The organism is Apilactobacillus kunkeei (assembly GCF_005930975.1).
Taxonomy (GTDB): Bacteria; Bacillota; Bacilli; order Lactobacillales; family Lactobacillaceae; genus Apilactobacillus; species Apilactobacillus kunkeei_E.
Genome location: NZ_VBSE01000043.1, coordinates 64560 through 79724, shown reverse-complemented (window position 1 = coordinate 79724; position 15165 = coordinate 64560). Strand labels below are relative to the sequence as shown.

Sequence of the window (15165 nt, the reverse complement as noted above, 5' to 3'; positions counted from 1 at the left end):
AGGATGTGGGAAAATGAAGACGTTGTATGATGTTCAACAACTTTTAAAGAAATTTGGAATCTATGTTTACGTTGGTAAAAGATTGTGGGATATTGAGGTCATGGCATTAGAGCTTGATCATCTACACGATGCCGGACTTGTAAATAAAGAAGAGTTCATACAGGCAAAGCTTGTATTAAAACATGAACATGGAATCGAAGAAAAGAAATAATACAATTTTTAGGAGGAAACTAAAATGGTACGTAAGTTAATTGGAATCGATTTAGGAGGTACAACAACTAAGTTGGCATTCCTAACTGATAGCGGTGAAATCTTAGATAAGTGGGCTATTACCACCGATGTAAGCGCTAACGGAGAAAATATTGTTCCAAATATCATTAACTCTATCGCAAAAAAGATGGAGGACTCTGATCATAAAATTGACGACTTTATTGGAATTGGAATGGGAACTCCAGGTTCAGTAAACCGTGAGGAAGGTACTGTAATTGGGGCTTACAACCTAAACTGGAAGACTACCCAACATATTAAGGATCAAATCGAAAAGGCATTAGGATTACCATTTGCTTTAGATAACGATGCTAACGTTGCTTCACTTGGTGAATACTGGAAAGGTGCCGGAAGTAAGGATTCAGACGTTGTATTCGTGACATTAGGAACTGGTGTTGGTGGAGGTGTTATCGTTAACGGTGAATTAGCTCATGGTGTTAACGGTGGTGCTGGTGAAATTGGTCATATTACTGTTGAACCTGGTGGATTCGAATGTACTTGTGGTAAGCGCGGTTGTCTAGAACAATACGCATCAGCTACTGGTGTTGTTAAGGTTGCTAAGAACCTTTCAAGTGAATTTACTGGCCAATCAAGACTAAAAGAAATGATTAACTCTGGTGAAGAAGTAACTTCAAAAGTTGTTTTCTTCCTAGCTGATAATGGTGATATTTTTGCAAACCAAGTTGTAGATCATGTATGTTATTACTTAGGTCTTGCATTAGCTAACGTCGGTAACACATTGAACCCTGACAACATTGTTATCGGTGGTGGTGTTTCAAACGCCGGAAATACACTATTGCAACCAACAACAAAGTACTTCCAAGAAAATGCATTTAGACCTGTTAGAGATTCTACCAAGATTCGTTTAGCTCAATTAGGTAATGATGCTGGAGTTATTGGTGCTGGTTCACTAGCTTTAAGAAACATTAACAAATAACATTAGGGGTGTATTAACACATGATTTCATCCATGCTTTTAATTGTTGTTATTTTATTAGCAATTCTAATATATAACAGCATTACAAGAATGAGAGCAAACCGTGTTGCTACTTTTGTTGATGAAGAAGAATTTAAACAAGGTAGTCACAGGGGACAAATTGTTGATTTAAGAGAAAACAGAGATTTTGAATCTGGTCATATTCTGGGAGCCAGAAGCATTCCTTACTCAACAATCAAGATGTTTTATAAGAATATTCGAAAAGACATGCCAGTTTATTTATACGATCAAGGTAAAACTTTAAGTATTAAGACAGCTATTTTACTTGGTAAGAATGGATACAAAGATATTTATATTCTAAAATCAGGTTTTAGAAACTGGGATGGAAAGACTAAGAAATAAATAAAAAAGCACTTTACAATTTGTAGAGTGCTTTTTTATTCTGCAATATTAATTTAAGTGAGCGGAACGTTGTTTACGAACAACTCTTTTTCTGTTTTCTTCTAGTTTATCAGCTTGACCTTCAACAGGGTCTACAACTTTTTTCTTGAAAGAGAATAATGCTCCAGCAACTGCGCTTGAAGTTGCTAATGCACCAACAAAGAATCCTTTAGCGAATTTTTTCATTTTAAGTCCTCCTATATAATAATTTGCTTTACAGTTACCATTATGATGTTTTTTTATTTATTTATCCAGTCTTTAGTATATTTTAATTCAATATTTTATATGCTAAACTTATATAGGCAGAAATGGTGGGATAATATGCAAAAAGTGCTAATAATTGTCGGACCAACAGGGGTCGGGAAAACAAGTTTATCAATTAAGTTGGCTAAGAAATTAAATGGTGAAGTTATTTCTGGTGATTCGATGCAGGTTTACAAACACTTAGACATTGGAACAGCCAAAGTGACAAAAGAAGAATCTGAGGGGATTGTTCATCATTTAATCGACATTATTGATGTTGACAAAAGATATTCAGCAGCTGATTTTGTGGAGTCTGCTAATAAATTAATTGAGGACATTCATAAAAGAGGAAAACTTCCTATTATTGTGGGAGGTACTGGATTTTATATTCAATCACTTGTTGATGGGTTAAATCTAGGTGGTGATCATTACGATAATGAAGAATATAGAAATAAAATGCATTCATTTGCAGAAGAGTTCGGTAAGCATGCCCTGTGGTTAAAATTGAATAGTATTGATGAATTATCTGCTCAAAAAATTGACGAAGAAAATGAACGCAGGGTTATTAGAGCTTTAGAAGTTTATCACAATACTGGTGTAAAATTTTCTGAACAAACTAATAATTCCGTAAAAATTGATCCATATATTATTGCACTTAATACCGATAGAAAGGTGTTATATAATCGCATCAATAAGCGTGTTGATGTTATGTTTAAAGAAGGTTTAATCGATGAAGCAAAATGGTTAGATCAAAAAGGTGATGTTTCTTTACCCGCATATAAAGGAATTGGTTATCGGGAATTCATAAACTATTTCCATGGTGACTTAAATTTAGAAGATGTTTCTGAATTAATTAAAAAAGATTCTAGGCACTATGCTAAAAGACAGTTAACTTGGTTTAGAAATAAGATGAAAGTTAATTGGTATGATATAATATCTAACATGGAAGTCGCTAAAAACATCGAAAAAGATGTGATTAATTGGCTAATTGATAAAAAATTGCCATAATATGTTAGAAGTTATTACATTAAACGTTGACATATTAAAATATAATGTTATTATAATGTTGTTAGAAGGAGTTAGATATGAAAGAAAAGGATTTAAGACGTTCGCTTTCAGTACTTCCAATCGGAACTGTTATGAAGTTAACTAGCTTAACCGCAAGACAAATTAGATATTATGAAGAACAGGGTTTGGTTTCACCTGAGAGAAATGATGGTAACCGACGTATGTATTCTTTGAATGATATCGATGTGATTTTGGAAATCAAGGATTACCTAGACGAAGGTCTAAATATTGCCAAGATTCAAGAAATCTACAAAAAGCGTAAAGAAGATAACGATAATAGCGATGAGAAGGAATTAACTGATCAGGAAGCACGTAAAATTTTGTCTGATGAACTTTTGAACATCGGTGGATTGAATTCACATGATGCTGCAAATAATTCTTTTTAACTAATTTAATGTTGAATACGTTAGGAGTAGGTGTATATGGCTACAAAGCATGATTATTCAAAAGACGACATTCGTCGTATTGTTAAAGAAGAGGACGTAAAATTCTTACGTTTAATGTTTACTGATGTTTTAGGAACTTTAAAGAATGTTGAGGTTCCAATCAGTCAATTAGATGATTTATTAAATGACAAGATTATGTTTGATGGATCATCAATTGAAGGGTTCGTAAGAATTGAAGAAAGTGACATGTATTTACATCCTGATTTATCAACTTGGATGATTTTCCCATGGAGTTCAGAACGCGGTAAGATTGCTCGAGTTATTTGTGAAGTTTACAAGACTGATGGAACACCATTTGAAGGTGACCCAAGAAATAACTTAATCCGTGTTTTAAAAGACATGAAGGATGCTGGATTTACATCATTTAACATTGGTCCTGAACCTGAATTTTTCCTATTCAAGATTGATGAAGATGGAAAACCAACTGTTAAATTAAATGATGAAGGTAGCTACTTTGACATGGCACCTCTTGATTTAGGTGGTAACTGTCGTCGTGAAATTGTTCTAACTTTGGAAGAAATGGGCTTCGATGTTGAAGCTGCTCACCACGAAGTTGCTCCAGGTCAACATGAAATTGATTTCGAATATGCAGATGCCCTAAACGCTGCTGATAATATTCAAACATTTAAATTAGTTGTAAAAACAATCGCAAGAAAATACGGCTTATATGCTACATTTATGCCAAAACCACTAAGTGGTATCAATGGTTCTGGAATGCACTTAAACATGTCATTATTTGACGATAGTGGTGATGTATTCTACGACGAGAATGGTGAACTAAAGTTATCAGAAACTGCTTACCACTTCTTAGGTGGTTTGATTAAACATGCTAAGAGTTACACTGCAATTTGTAACCCATTAGTAAACTCATACAAACGTCTTGTTCCTGGATACGAAGCACCAGTTTACGTTGCTTGGTCAGGTTCAAATAGATCTCCACTTATCCGAGTACCAAATGCTCGTGGACAAGCTACGCGTCTTGAACTAAGAAGTGCTGATGCTTCAGCCAACCCATACCTAGCTATTGCTTCTGTTCTAGAAGCTGGTCTAGATGGTTTGAAGAACGGTATCGTACCTCCTAAGAGTGTTGACCGTAACATCTACAGAATGGATGCTCAAGAAAGAAAAGAAAACGAAATTGTTAACCTACCAGATGACTTGTTAGATGCTCTAGAAGAATTATCTGCTGATGAAACAATGAAACATGCGTTAGGTTCAAAGATTTTCAATAGTTACTTAGCTGCTAAGCATTTAGAATACGATGCTTATCGTGCTCAAGTTTCTGATTGGGAACGTAACCAATACATGGAAAAATACTAATAACCATTTGAAAAAGAGTCGGCTTATTGCCGGCTTTTTTTATTTTTCAAACGTTTGTCATAATGATAAAATAAAATGTGAGGTGTTTAGATTGCTAAAATTTGACGAAATGATTCAACAAGCTGTTGCCAAATTCAATAACATGGGACAAAAGCAGCAATTGCTCCTAAACGGCAATAATAAGCAACAAAAGCTATTTATCCAATTGGATTTATCATTAGCTAAATTAGCAGAGGATTCAAAACGTTTCTCTGTATATAAAAAAGATCAAGAAAATATTGATGTTGAAAACTACAAGGAAATGATTACTAAAGATGTTGCCGACGTAATGAAGTATTACTTGCTGTTTGCAAGTATTCATAACTGGTTAGATGTAATTGCCATTGATGAAGAAGATTTCAAAAAAATCGTAAGCATTGCTGCAGATCGTGACTTCAATCAAGTATATTTATCAATTAAACGAATGATGTTTAACGGTTTTTATAATCATTCTAAAAAAGATTTCCAATTTTCCTGGAAAATGTTCCTAAAATTTGGTATAGTAGACCTTGGCGTTGATGATAAATCATTGTCAGCTCAATTTAGTGAAATTAATTCATTATAAAATTTTTAATTCATTTAAAAATCATATTGACACCATGTCGATTATCCGATATAATGTTTTTTGTTGAGTTTTGATGTCGCGATAGCTCAGCTGGATAGAGCAACGGTCTTCTAAACCGTAGGTCGAGAGTTCGAATCTCTCTCGCGACATTTGAATAAATTGTTGGAGCATATCACTTATGATATGCTTTTTTTCTTGACTAAATTATTCAAAATATGTATACTTACTTTGTTGTATTTGTGGACTTTCACAGCTACAACCGCACGAAATGAGTATTAAGTCTTCTATGTGAAGCGCTTATTTTCGGCGAGTCTAAGCATATTATTCAAGGAGGTGCACATTATGTACGCAATTATCGTAACAGGCGGAAAGCAATATAAAGTTGCTGAAGGTGAAGCAATCTACGTTGAAAAGCTAAATGCAAACGAAGGTGAAAAGGTTACTTTTGATCAAGTAGTTTTCGTTGGTGGTGACTCAGCTAAGGTTGGTACTCCACTTGTAGACGGTGCTTCAGTTGAAGGTACTGTTGAAAAGCAAGGCCGTGGTAAGAAGATTACTATTCTTCGTTACAAGCCTAAGAAGGGTTCTCGTTCTAAGAAGGGTCATAGACAACCATACACTAAGGTTATGATTGACTCAATCAAGGCTTAATTAGAGGATTAAAAATGATATTAGCAAATATTATTCATGATAAGCAAAGTGATCGAATTACTAGTTTTAGTCTATCCGGTCATGCTGATTCAGGTGAGTATGGTAAGGATATTGTTTGCGCAGCGGTTTCTGTTTTATCCATTTCCACTGTAAATGGGTTGACCGAGGTTGCTAACATAGAACCAAAAGTTGTTAGTGATGACATCGATGGTGGTTTTATGGAAGTTACAGTTCCTGAAGCTAATTCTTCCGATGATGAGATTGCTGCTCAGGCAATTTTATCAACATTCCAAAACGGAATGCGGGATATTTCTCAAAGTTATGCTGATTATATTAAATTAGATATTACAATAGATTAAATTGTACGGAGGTGTAATCCAATGTTAGAAATGAATTTACAATTCTTCTCTCACCATAAAGGGGGAGGTTCAACAGCCAACGGTCGTGATTCTGCAGGTCGTCGTCTAGGTACAAAGGCTGCTGATGGATCAAAAGTTACTACTGGTTCAATCATTTACCGTCAACGTGGTACTCATATTTACCCAGGTAAAAACGTTAAGCGTGCCGGTGATGATACTTTATTTGCTTTAGTTGATGGTGTTGTACGTTTCGAACGTATGGGCCGCAGCAAGCGTCAAGTTTCAGTATACCCAGTATCTGAAGCAGTTGCTAAGTAATTAGTGAATAATGTAGAAAAAGCCTGATTTATTTTCAGGCTTTTTTTATTACCAAAGACTTATTTAAATAAAGCTAACATGGTACAATGGTAGTAACGATTACGATTGCAATTGATGCACTAACATTGCTATCATATAAAACATATTAGTAATACTAGGAGGAGTTTTAATCATGGCAACAATTTCAACTGCCCAATTTAAAACAGGATTAACTATTGAAGTAGATAACGCAATTTGGCGTATCATCAACTTCCAACACGTAAAGCCAGGTAAGGGTGGTGCGTTCGTACGTACTAAACTTAAGAACCTAAGAACAGGTGCTGTTCAAGACAAGACTTTCCGTGCCGGTGCAAAAATGGAACAAGCACAAATTGACACTAGAAATATGCAATACCTATACGAAGATGGTGCAGGTTACGTATTTATGGATATGGACTCATACGAACAAATTACTGTACCTGGTGACAAGATCAAGGATGCTTTAAACTACTTACAAGAAAACATGGACGTAAGTATTGTTCAATACGAAAACGAAGTTATCGGTATCGAAGTTCCAAACACTGTTACTCTAGAAGTTGCAGAAACTGAACCAAGTATCAAAGGTAACACTGCTTCAGGTGGAAGCAAGCCAGCTACTATGACTACTGGTTTAATTGTACAAGTACCATTCTTTGTTAATGCTGGTGACAAACTAGTTATTAACACCAATGATGCAACATACATCTCAAGAGCTTAATTAATAAATAATTGATGCTTTTATTTTGATTGGAGGGTAATTATTATGGCAGAACAAACAAATATTTCTTTACCAAAGGCTAGTTCAAAGTTTGGGGATATTCAAATCTCACCAAATGTATTGGAAGTAATCGCAAGTATTGCCTCTGTCCAAGTAAAGGGCGTAAAGCGCATGCGTGGGTCATTGGCAACAAGTGTTAACGAACTATTTGGTCGTAAAGAAATTGGTAAGGGCATTAGACTTAATTTTAAAGATGAAAAATTAATTGTTGATGTTTACGTATATCTAAATTACGGGGTTTCTGTTCCTAAGGTTGCTCTAGAAATTCAAGAACAAGTAAAACAACAACTTCTATTCATGACTGAACTTGATTTAGGTGAAGTTAATGTTCATGTAGAAGGTGTGGTTCACGAAAAACAAGATAAAAGGTCTAATTCAAAAAGTTTATTAAACGGCAATAGTAGCGATAAGGGTGAAAAATAGTGGAATTTACTAGACATAAAATAAGAGAGTATGCATTTCAAACATTGTTTGCTATCAATGCAAATGATACAACCGATAAGGAACTATTTTTTCATGCTATCTCCAGAACTGATGAAGAAACAGAAATTCCATCATACTATAACACTTTAGTAGATGGAGTTATCGAAAATAAGGATAGCTTAGACGATAGTATAATCTCATATCTTGTTTCCGGTTGGTCCATTAACAGAATTGCTAAGACAGACCTTGCGATTCTAAGACTTGCGTTTTTTGAAATTAAATACGTTGACGATGTCCCTACTAAGGTGGCAATTAATGAAGCGTTGGAATTAACAAAGAAATACAGTGATGATCACTCAAGAAAATTTGTTAATGGAGTTTTATCAAACACAATTGCTTAAGAAAAATGATTCGCTTAAAGGCGAGTCTTTTTTTATTACATAAACATTTTTTTATATGCTAAAATAAAAGAGAATTAAATAATCCTTTGGAGGTTTTATGATGAGCAATATTATTGATGGAAGATCTTTAGCAAAGAAAGTTAATCAAGAGACTGCAGATATGGTCTCAGAATTAAACGAACAAGGTAAGAATCCTTGCCTAGCTGTGATTATCGTCGGGGATGATCAAGCTAGCCACCGCTATGTGAGAAGCAAGCATAAGAAAGCTCAACAATTAGGAATTAAGTCAATCGTTAAGGCTCTTCCTGAAGAAACCACTGAAGACGAATTATTGAACATATTGAACGATTATAACCATGATGATGATATTGATGCAATTTTGATTCAATCACCATTACCAAAGCACATCAACGAAAAATACGTTATGAGTCAAATTAACCCAGATAAAGACGTAGATGGATTTCAAGTGATTAATTCTGGTAAATTATTCTTAAACGAACAAAGTAATTATCCTGTGGCATGTACACCAAAAGGTGTTATGACAATGTTTGAAGAATATGGTATTGATTTAAAGGGTAAAAAGGCAGTCGTAATTGGTAGAAGTACCATTGTTGGTAGACCAATGGCAGCGTTATTAATCAATGCTGGTGCAGAAGTAACAGTTTTAAACCATTATGCAAATATTAAAGAATACACAATAGACGCCGATATTATCGTATCTGCTACTGGTAAGGTTAATACAGTGACAGAAAGTGATGTAAAAGACGGAGTAGTTGTAATTGACGTTGGTCAAAACGTTAATGATGAAGGTAAATTAGTTGGAGACGTTGATTATGATGGTATTGTCAAAAAAGCCTCATACATAACTCCTGTACCCGGTGGTGTTGGTCCAATGACCATCGCTACATTAATGAGACAAACCGTAGAACTATCAAAGTGGAGTGATATTAATGGGTAATGATTACCTAAGTGTTAGCGATTTAACAAGCTATATAAAGAAAAAGTTTGATCGTGATCCTTATCTAGATAAGGTTTATTTAACTGGTGAAATTTCTAACTTTAGATTGAGACCAGCACATCAATACTTTAGCTTGAAGGATGATAACGCTAAGATCAGTGCTATCATGTTTAAATCTGCTTTCGATAAGGTTAAGTTTAAACCCGAAGAAGGAATGAAAGTATTAGTTACTGGTAGAATTTCAGTCTATGAAGCAACCGGTAATTATCAAATTTACATTGATCACATGGAACCAGATGGTGTTGGTGCCTTGTATCAAGCATATGAACAATTAAAGAAAAAGCTATCTGCTGAGGGATTATTCAACGCTCCAAAAAAAGCTTTGGAAAAGTATCCTAAGAGAATTGCGGTAGTAACTTCGCCTAGTGGTGCTGTTATTAGAGATATTATTACAACCACCAGAAGAAGATATCCAATTGCTCAAATCGTTTTATATCCTGCCGTAGTGCAAGGGGATGCAGCTGCTGCCGATATTGTTCGTCAAATTAATCGTGTGAATGAACGTGGTGATTTTGACACATTGATTATTGGACGTGGTGGAGGTTCGATTGAAGACCTTTGGCCATTTAACGAAGAAATTGTTGCAAGAGCAATCTTTGATAGTAAAATTCCTGTGATTTCTTCAGTTGGACACGAAACGGATACAACAATTGCTGATTTAGTTGCTGATGTAAGAGCAGCTACACCAACTGCCGCTGCAGAACTAGCAGTGCCGGTATTGAATGATGTTATGACTGACATTAAAAATGACCAAGTACGAATTTTTAATGCTTTTAGAAATAAGTTAAATCAATTACAACAACGTTTATTTAAGATTCAACAATCTTACATATTCAAGCAACCTGAACGTTTGTATGATTCTTATGTACAAAAAATTGATATGTTAAATGAAAGATTGATGAATGCTCTAAAAGAAAAAATCAACCAATCCGATAGAATATTAAATGATTTAGTATATAATTTAAAAATTAATTCACCGAAGAACTTAATTAAAGAACAACAACAAATTCTACAAGTACAAGACGATCAATTAAAAAGAAACATTATGTTGTTGATTCGAAATAAGCAAAACCAACTAACACAAAGAGTTGACGCTTTAGATCATCTAAGCCCATTAAAGGTTATGTCTCGTGGATTTAGTTTTACAACAAACAGCGAAGGAAAGGTCATTAAAAAAGTTGATGACATTAAGAAAAATGATGATATTGAACTAAAATTAATTGATGGATATGCGAAAGCAACTGTTAATGAAGTCAAAAAGGAGAGTAAATAATGGCTGAAAAAACAAGTTTTGAAGATAACATGAACAAACTAGAACAAATCGTTTCCGAATTAGAACAAGGTGATATTCCTTTGGAAAAAGCACTAAGTGAATTCCAAAAAGGTGTTAAGCTAAGCGGTGAACTACAAAGTACTTTGAAGAATGCTGAAAAGACATTGGCTAAAGAAATGACAGATGATGATTCTGAAGTTGCATTTGAAAAAGAAAGTGAAGATAAGTAATGAGTCAATCTGCAGTTTTATCTGATTTTATTGATGAATACAAGCCACAAATTGAATGCAAACTAGCTAATCAAGTCGAAAAAGATGTTAGTAATGATCAACTTGCTGAATCAATGATTTATTCATTGATGGCTGGTGGTAAAAGATTGAGACCACTGATGACCATTGCAACCTTAAAGACGTTAAATCATGAAATGACTGACGATGATTTAAAGGCGATTAGTGCGCTTGAATTACTACATACTTATTCATTAATCCATGACGATTTGCCAGCAATGGATGATGATGATTTAAGACGTGGTAAAAAGACCAATCATGTTATATACGGTTCCGGTCTAGCTACATTAGCTGGAGATGGCTTATTAACATTGGCATTTCAATGGTTGACCGATAATGATTTAGATGATCATAAAAAGGCTCAATTAGTTTACTATCTATCTAAATTCGCTGGCCCATCAGGGATGGTTGCGGGTCAATCAATGGATATTTTGAATGAAAATAAACAGCTTTCTCTGGATGAAATTAAAAAATTACACGAGGGAAAAACTGGTGCATTAATTAGATATGCGATGATTGCCGGTGGAATCTTGTCAAATACTAGTCATGATGTGATGGAAAAGTTAGATCAATTTGGTGCTGACTATGGTTTGGCCTTTCAAATTTATGATGACATCTTGGATGTTGTTTCAAGTCAAGAAGAACTTGGTAAACCTGTGAATCAAGATGGAGTCAAAAACACTTATACTAACCATTTAGGACTAGATAAGGCGTATTCTTACTTAGAAAACACAGTTAGTCATAGCCGCCAAATTTTAGACGAATTAAAAGACGAAAATGATGTCGATACAGAACTATTATCATCATTTTTAGATTACTTTAAAATAGAAAAATAGGAGTAGTTCGCATGAAAAAAGAAAGAGTAGACGTGCTACTTGTTCAACAGGGTATTTTTGATACAAGAGAAAAAGCTAAGAGAGCCGTAATGGCCGGTGAAGTCTTAGGTAAAAATGAAGAACGTTTGGATAAACCAGGTGTTAAGATTCCTGAAGATACAAAGTTACATTTAAAAGGAAAACCAATGCCATACGTTAGTAGAGGTGGTCTAAAGCTTGAAAAAGCATTGAAGGTATTTAATCTTGATGTTAAAGACAAGATTGTTTTAGATATTGGTTCATCTACTGGTGGATTTACTGATGTGATGTTACAAAATGGTGCAAAAAAAAGTTACGCTTTGGATGTTGGTAGTAACCAACTAGTATGGAAGCTACGTGAAGATCCAAGAGTTGTTGTGATGGAACACACCAACTTTAGATACTCAAAGCTAGATGATTTTACAGAAGGTCAACCAGAATTTGCTTCAATTGACGTTTCTTTCATTTCACTTCACTTGATTTTGCCACCACTAAAAGATATTCTTGAAAAAAATGGTCATGTTGCGGCTTTAATTAAGCCACAATTTGAGGCCGGAAGAGATAAAATAGGTAAGCACGGTATCGTCAGAGACCACGCCGTTCATGCCGAAGTTTTAGAAGACATTATAAAATTTGCCGTTAGCGCTGGTTACTCAGTTGAAGGATTAGACTTTTCACCAATTAAGGGTGGCGAAGGTAACATTGAATTCTTAGTAGACCTAAAATCTGTTGACAATCCTTCAATTAATCCAGATATTTCGATAGAAGATACTATCAAACGAGCTGACGAACTAAAGTAATGAAAGGGAGTCTTTTGATTGCTTGAAAACCTATCAATTAACGATTTTGCGATTATTGACCATTTAGAAATTGATTTTTCCAATGGAATGACTGTTTTAACTGGTGAAACTGGTGCTGGTAAATCAATTATTATCGATGCTGTTGGCCTATTAGCAGGTGGCAGAGGTTCACAAAACTTTATCAGAACTGGTAGTAATAAGTTATTAATACAAGGTTTATTTGTGTTCCCAGAAGACGGTTTAACATACAAAGTGTTAGATGATATGGGAATTGATCATAGTGATAATAGCGTCATTTTACAAAGAGAAATATATAGAAATGGTCGCAATATTTGTCGTGTCAATGGGATGCTTGTTAATACCACGATGCTAAAGAAAATCGGGGAAACAATCGTTGATATTCATGGCCAAAATGAACATCAAGAACTAATGCAACCAGAAAGACACGTTCATTTACTTGATGAATTTGGTCATAAACAAATCGGTGATAATTTAACTAAATACCAAGAAACGTTTGATCATTACCAACAATTAAAAGCATCAATTAAAGAAAAACGTGGTAATGAAAAAGAATGGTCACAACGACTTGATATGTTGGAATTTCAAGAAAATGAAATTAGTAATGCTCATCTAGAAGTTGGCGAAGAAGAAGAATTAGTCAGCCAAAGAGACCATTTGCTTAACTATCAAAAAATTGTTGATGCCTTAAACATGAGTTTTAGTGCCATTAATGGGGATGAAACATTTAATCCCTTAGATGTGATTGGCGAGGCCAAGAACTCAATGGAATCTATTGAAGAAGTTGATCCTCAATTTAGAGAAATTTCAGACAACATCAAAAACGCTTTTTACTTACTACAAGATGCTTCTGACAACATTTCTGATCAAATGGACTTACAAGAATTTGACCAAGGTAGACTAGAAGAAATCGAAGAAAGACTAAATGTCATCTACGGTTTAAAGCGTAAGTATGGTGATTCAATTGAACAAATCCTAAAGCATTACGATAATGTTGTTAAAGAACTTTCAACCATGCAAGCTGATCAAACAACTGGTGAAGATTTAAATGAACAATATGAATCAACAGTAAAGAAGTTGAGAGATTTAGCTGATGAATTAAACACAGAGCGTCATGCAGTAGCAACTAAGCTGGAAGAATCAGTTCATGACCAGCTAGCTGATTTATACATGGCTAAAACCGAGTTTAAAGTTAACTTTGAAAAGTTACCAATCGGTGAATTCCATAGATATGGCACAGAACGTGTTGAATTCTATATGAGAACCAACCCAGGTGAAGCAATGTTGCCACTATCAAAGATTGCTTCTGGTGGGGAACTTTCTAGAATTATGTTGGCGCTAAAGACACTATTTACTAATATGCAAGGTGTTACTTCAATCATCTTTGATGAAGTAGATACAGGTGTTTCTGGTAGAGTTGCACAAGCGATTGCTGAAAAAATTAGTAAGATTGCTCAAAAATCTCAGGTTCTATGTATCACGCATTTGCCACAGGTTGCTGCAATGTCTGATCATCATTACTTTATTGAAAAGAAGATTGATAAGAATCGCACTAAGACAAGTATCATCAAGTTATCAGTTCAAAAACGTGTAGATGAACTGGCTAGAATGTTGTCTGGGACAACGGTCACTGATTTAACGCTTCAACATGCTAACGAATTATTGAAGTTAGCTGATGAAACCAAAAAATAAATTTGAAAAAATCAGTAAAATAGGCCATAATGGTAGTATTATAAAATTTTGAGGGGTTTTAAAATGGCAAAAAGAGGAATGCTAATTGTTCTTTCAGGGCCTTCTGGTGTTGGTAAAGGTACTGTTAGAAAAGCATTGTTTAATGAACCAGATGTTGATTTCAAGTACTCAATTTCAATGACTACTAGAAGTCCTCGTGAAGGTGAAGTAAACGGTAAAGACTATTTCTTTGTTAGCAAAGAAGAATTCGAAGACCATATCAAAAATGGTGAAATGCTAGAATATGCAAAGTATGTTGACAATTACTATGGGACTCCATTGAACTATGTTAATAAGACTTTGGATGAAGGTCATGACGTATTCTTAGAAATCGAAGTTAATGGTGCAATGCAGGTTAGAGCTAATTGCCCAGAAGCAGTATTTGTATTTCTAACCCCACCTGATTTAGTTGTGCTAAAGAATCGTTTAATTGGTCGTGGAACTGATGACATGGATGTCATTGATAAGCGTATCAAGACAGCTGTTTCTGAAATTAAGATGATGAGAAACTATGACTATGCGGTATTAAACGACAAAGTTGAAAATGCTGTTGATAGAATTAAGACTATCGTTAACAGTGAAAGATTAAAAGTTAACCGCGTAATGCCGGATTATCTATCAATGTTAGGAGAAGAAGACTAATGCTATTATATCCATCTGTTGACAAACTACTTGAAAGAGTTGATTCAAGATACTCATTAATCATGCTAGCAAGTAAGAGAGCTCATGATATTGATGCTGGATCACCATTATTATTAGACTCATACAAATCTAGAAAATCTGTTGGTAAGGCTTTCGAAGAAATCGTTGCCGGCAAGGTTGAATTAACTAGAGATAACAAATAATAAATAAATTAACCCTTTGCAGCAATGCAAGGGTTTTTATTTTGATTTTTTGATACAATATAGGTA

Annotated in this window: 22 protein-coding genes, 1 tRNA gene and 1 other annotated feature; of the genes, 22 read left to right on the top strand and 1 reads right to left on the bottom strand. The window is 34.6% G+C overall.

From position 1 onward, the window contains the following. The first annotated feature begins 13 nt into the window (after positions 1 to 13). The 3 genes from FD688_RS06535 to FD688_RS06525 are packed head-to-tail and all read left to right on the top strand — an operon-like array spanning position 14 to position 1605. On the top strand, positions 14 to 211 hold the full coding sequence (locus FD688_RS06535) for a YqgQ family protein (RefSeq protein ID WP_138742305.1): 198 nt from the start codon (positions 14 to 16) through the stop codon (positions 209 to 211). A gap of 24 nt (positions 212 to 235) precedes the next feature. Continuing rightward, a complete protein-coding gene (locus tag FD688_RS06530; protein WP_034530854.1) occupies positions 236 to 1204 on the top strand; it encodes an ROK family glucokinase in 969 nt (322 codons plus the stop codon). 20 nt (positions 1205 to 1224) lie between these two features. Beyond that, complete coding sequence (locus FD688_RS06525; protein WP_053795452.1) at positions 1225 to 1605, top strand: rhodanese-like domain-containing protein; 381 nt, start codon at positions 1225 to 1227, stop codon at positions 1603 to 1605. A gap of 48 nt (positions 1606 to 1653) precedes the next feature. Here FD688_RS06525 and FD688_RS06520 read toward each other — a convergent pair whose 3' ends face one another. Continuing rightward, positions 1654 to 1830 carry a DUF3042 family protein gene (locus tag FD688_RS06520; protein ID WP_034531052.1) on the bottom strand — a complete coding sequence of 59 codons (177 nt, stop codon included), beginning with the start codon at positions 1828 to 1830 and terminating at the stop codon, positions 1654 to 1656. A 135-nt stretch (positions 1831 to 1965) separates the two neighbouring features. Here FD688_RS06520 and miaA point away from each other — a divergent pair, with 135 nt between their 5' ends. From miaA to rpoZ, 19 genes are all read left to right on the top strand, one after another. Then, positions 1966 to 2895 (top strand): tRNA (adenosine(37)-N6)-dimethylallyltransferase MiaA, encoded by a 930-nt coding sequence (gene miaA / locus FD688_RS06515; RefSeq protein WP_138742304.1) that lies wholly within the window; start codon positions 1966 to 1968, stop codon positions 2893 to 2895. A 77-nt stretch (positions 2896 to 2972) separates the two neighbouring features. Then, entirely contained in the window at positions 2973 to 3341 is a 369-nt protein-coding gene (locus FD688_RS06510; RefSeq protein ID WP_138742303.1) for a MerR family transcriptional regulator, read from the top strand. Between the two features lie 36 nt (positions 3342 to 3377). Next, a complete protein-coding gene (gene glnA / locus FD688_RS06505; RefSeq protein WP_138742302.1) occupies positions 3378 to 4721 on the top strand; it encodes a type I glutamate--ammonia ligase in 1344 nt (447 codons plus the stop codon). A gap of 91 nt (positions 4722 to 4812) precedes the next feature. After that, on the top strand, positions 4813 to 5325 hold the full coding sequence (locus FD688_RS06500; protein WP_138742301.1) for a hypothetical protein: 513 nt from the start codon (positions 4813 to 4815) through the stop codon (positions 5323 to 5325). 75 nt (positions 5326 to 5400) lie between these two features. Beyond that, positions 5401 to 5474, top strand: a tRNA-Arg gene (locus FD688_RS06495). Between the two features lie 98 nt (positions 5475 to 5572). Next, positions 5573 to 5649, top strand: a sequence feature (ribosomal protein L21 leader region). Between the two features lie 18 nt (positions 5650 to 5667). After that, positions 5668 to 5976, top strand: coding sequence for a 50S ribosomal protein L21 (gene rplU, locus FD688_RS06490; protein ID WP_034531057.1), 309 nt, complete (start codon positions 5668 to 5670; stop codon positions 5974 to 5976). A gap of 14 nt (positions 5977 to 5990) precedes the next feature. After that, a complete protein-coding gene (locus FD688_RS06485) occupies positions 5991 to 6335 on the top strand; it encodes a ribosomal-processing cysteine protease Prp (RefSeq protein WP_138742300.1) in 345 nt (114 codons plus the stop codon). A 21-nt stretch (positions 6336 to 6356) separates the two neighbouring features. Continuing rightward, complete coding sequence (rpmA, locus tag FD688_RS06480) at positions 6357 to 6653, top strand: 50S ribosomal protein L27 (protein WP_034531059.1); 297 nt, start codon at positions 6357 to 6359, stop codon at positions 6651 to 6653. A 172-nt stretch (positions 6654 to 6825) separates the two neighbouring features. Beyond that, positions 6826 to 7389: an elongation factor P gene (gene efp, locus FD688_RS06475; RefSeq protein ID WP_034531060.1), complete on the top strand. Its 564-nt coding sequence runs from the start codon at positions 6826 to 6828 to the stop codon at positions 7387 to 7389. A 45-nt stretch (positions 7390 to 7434) separates the two neighbouring features. After that, positions 7435 to 7872 (top strand): Asp23/Gls24 family envelope stress response protein, encoded by a 438-nt coding sequence (locus FD688_RS06470; RefSeq protein ID WP_138742299.1) that lies wholly within the window; start codon positions 7435 to 7437, stop codon positions 7870 to 7872. Further along, positions 7872 to 8273 carry a transcription antitermination factor NusB gene (nusB, locus tag FD688_RS06465; RefSeq protein WP_034531062.1) on the top strand — a complete coding sequence of 134 codons (402 nt, stop codon included), beginning with the start codon at positions 7872 to 7874 and terminating at the stop codon, positions 8271 to 8273. The genes FD688_RS06470 and nusB overlap by 1 nt, the downstream gene beginning before the upstream one ends. Before the next feature lie 100 nt (positions 8274 to 8373). Next, entirely contained in the window at positions 8374 to 9231 is an 858-nt protein-coding gene (locus FD688_RS06460) for a bifunctional 5,10-methylenetetrahydrofolate dehydrogenase/5,10-methenyltetrahydrofolate cyclohydrolase (protein WP_138742298.1), read from the top strand. Continuing rightward, positions 9224 to 10564 (top strand): exodeoxyribonuclease VII large subunit, encoded by a 1341-nt coding sequence (gene xseA, locus FD688_RS06455; RefSeq protein WP_138742297.1) that lies wholly within the window; start codon positions 9224 to 9226, stop codon positions 10562 to 10564. Before FD688_RS06460 ends, xseA begins: the two co-directional genes overlap by 8 nt. Continuing rightward, on the top strand, positions 10564 to 10794 hold the full coding sequence (locus FD688_RS06450) for an exodeoxyribonuclease VII small subunit (RefSeq protein WP_138742296.1): 231 nt from the start codon (positions 10564 to 10566) through the stop codon (positions 10792 to 10794). The genes xseA and FD688_RS06450 overlap by 1 nt, the downstream gene beginning before the upstream one ends. Continuing rightward, entirely contained in the window at positions 10794 to 11687 is an 894-nt protein-coding gene (locus tag FD688_RS06445; protein WP_138742295.1) for a polyprenyl synthetase family protein, read from the top strand. The genes FD688_RS06450 and FD688_RS06445 overlap by 1 nt, the downstream gene beginning before the upstream one ends. 11 nt (positions 11688 to 11698) lie before the next feature. Beyond that, positions 11699 to 12505 (top strand): TlyA family RNA methyltransferase, encoded by an 807-nt coding sequence (locus tag FD688_RS06440; RefSeq protein WP_138742294.1) that lies wholly within the window; start codon positions 11699 to 11701, stop codon positions 12503 to 12505. Positions 12506 to 12523: 18 nt separating this feature from the next. After that, a complete protein-coding gene (gene recN, locus FD688_RS06435; RefSeq protein WP_138742293.1) occupies positions 12524 to 14215 on the top strand; it encodes a DNA repair protein RecN in 1692 nt (563 codons plus the stop codon). Positions 14216 to 14278: 63 nt separating this feature from the next. Beyond that, positions 14279 to 14896, top strand: a complete 618-nt coding sequence (gene gmk, locus FD688_RS06430; RefSeq protein ID WP_034531069.1) for a guanylate kinase — start codon at positions 14279 to 14281, stop codon at positions 14894 to 14896. Continuing rightward, positions 14896 to 15099, top strand: a complete 204-nt coding sequence (gene rpoZ / locus FD688_RS06425) for a DNA-directed RNA polymerase subunit omega (RefSeq protein ID WP_041152297.1) — start codon at positions 14896 to 14898, stop codon at positions 15097 to 15099. Before gmk ends, rpoZ begins: the two co-directional genes overlap by 1 nt. The last annotated feature ends 66 nt before the right edge of the window (positions 15100 to 15165 follow it).